Source organism: Acinetobacter rongchengensis (assembly GCF_003611475.1).
GTDB classification, from domain to species: domain Bacteria; phylum Pseudomonadota; class Gammaproteobacteria; order Pseudomonadales; family Moraxellaceae; genus Acinetobacter; species Acinetobacter rongchengensis.
In genome coordinates this window covers 1-1,859 of the sequence record NZ_RAXT01000130.1, presented here as the reverse complement: position 1 = coordinate 1,859, position 1,859 = coordinate 1, and the positions used below count along the sequence as shown (strand labels likewise).

Sequence of the window (1,859 nt, the reverse complement as noted above, 5' to 3'; positions counted from 1 at the left end):
GGCGCACCCGCAAGCCGATCTTTGCGCTGAACGACGCCTATTGATCGACGCGATTTAGGCCAAGCGCACCGCAAAGGCGAAATTGGTAATCTTGTCGGTATCCTTGACGCCCGGCGCGCTTTCGACGCCGCTGGAGGTATCGACCAGCGGCGCTCCGGTGCGCGCAATCGCCTCGGCAACATTCGTCGGATTTAGCCCGCCTGCCAGCCCCCACGGCAAGGCACCGCGATATCCGGCCAGCAGCGACCAGTCGAACGCCAACCCCATGCCGCCGGGCAGCGCGCCTTTGGGGGTCTTGGCGTCGAACAAGATCAAGTCCGCCGCCCCGGCATAGGCTGCGGCGCGTGCGACATCGCTGGCGCTGGCGACGGGCAGCGCCTTCCACACCGGCTTGCCAAACCGCGCGCGCAACTGGGCCACGCGTTCGGGCGATTCCGAACCGTGCAGCTGCAGCGCGTTCAGCTTGGCTGCCACCAGTGCGTCGGCGATGACAGCATCATCCGCATCGACGAACAAACCGACCATGGCGATCTGGCCAGCTGCGCGCGATGTCAAAGCGCCCGCGACATTCGACGTAACCGCACGGGGCGACGCTGGATAGAACACCAACCCGGCATAGTCCGCCCGCGCCGCGATGGTCGCATCGAGCGCCTCGGGTGTGCTGATCCCGCAAATCTTGATTTTCGCGGGCATGCGGTCAGTCGGGGTTCTGGATCAGCCGCACCAGCGTGCAGTCGGGATCGATCAGGTAGCCGATCCTCAGGCCGCTCGCCTCCAGTTGCGGAGCTTTGAAGCGCGGCCAGCCGGTGCTTTTTTCCTCGGCTCCCGCCGCGTTCACCAATGCCACCATGGCATCGAGATCATCCAACCGCAGGCAACAGCCGAACGAGCTCGTAGCTGGGTCGAGGTCAGGATAGGGGAAGAATTCGAGCTGCAAACCGCCGCGCTGCAGGATCATCCAGCCGCGATCCTTCCAACTCGTCGCAAAGCCCAGCTTCGCATAAAACGCCTCTGTCACATCGAAATCGCGCGATGGCAGATTGGGGGTGACGTGGTCAGCCATGGCTCAGCGCAGCTTGTCGGCCATGCGGGCCGTATGAGTGATTGCGGCGCGGCTATCGGGGGCGGAATGGCTCATCACGATCATGCTGGCCTTGGGGAACGCCGCACCAAACGCGCGCGCTGACGCGGCGTAGTGCTCAGTGTCGGCATCACCGAGATTGCCGAGCGACTTGGCCTTGCTGTCCTTGATCAGGCAGCCACCAAAAGCGATGTCGGTGCCGTCGATCCCAACGGTGATATTGTCACTGGTGTGGCCGGGGCCGGGGTAAAATACCTTGAGCGGGCCAAAGTTGGGCGCGGTTGCTGGTTCGACCCAGCCATTGGCGGCGAAAGTCAGGCTGTGTTGCGCCGCAACCATCCCCTCTTGCGGGGCAAGCTGGTTCGACAACGCATTGGCATAAGTCGCAATCCCCGCCGCATGCAGCGCGTCCATACCGCCCATCTTGTCCTGATGCGCGTGAGTCACCACCGCCAGCGCGACCGGCAGGTTGATCTCCTGCTTGATCCAGTTGAGGATCTGGGCGGTCTGGTCATCGGTCCAGGCGGTATCGACCACCAGCACGCGGCCGCCATCCCTGACGATCAAACCGTTGGAAGCGACTGCCCCGAAACCCGGCATGTCGAGATAGGAAGTGTGCTGCCAGACATTCGGTGCGAGCTGGCGGAAAACCAGATCGCCAAACCGTTGGTCGCCAGTTTCCATTTGCTGGCCAATCGTCGGGCGGATTTCACCGGGCATGCACCCGCTCAGCATCAATGCAGCGGCTAATGCGGTGCTCAGCTTCGCGACCGGGTGC

General features: G+C 63.4%; 3 protein-coding genes. All 3 read right to left on the bottom strand.

Annotated features, from left to right (window positions below):
- Positions 1–54: 54 nt before the first annotated feature.
- Positions 55–693 (bottom strand): phosphoribosylanthranilate isomerase, encoded by a 639-nt coding sequence (locus D7V20_RS18985; protein WP_004201168.1) that lies wholly within the window; start codon positions 691–693, stop codon positions 55–57.
- A gap of 4 nt (positions 694–697) precedes the next feature.
- Complete coding sequence (gene ble / locus D7V20_RS18980) at positions 698–1,063, bottom strand: bleomycin binding protein Ble-MBL (protein ID WP_004201167.1); 366 nt, start codon at positions 1,061–1,063, stop codon at positions 698–700.
- A gap of 3 nt (positions 1,064–1,066) precedes the next feature.
- The coding region (gene blaNDM / locus D7V20_RS18975; protein WP_206450020.1) for an NDM family subclass B1 metallo-beta-lactamase at positions 1,067–1,859 on the bottom strand (793 nt) is incomplete at its 5' end.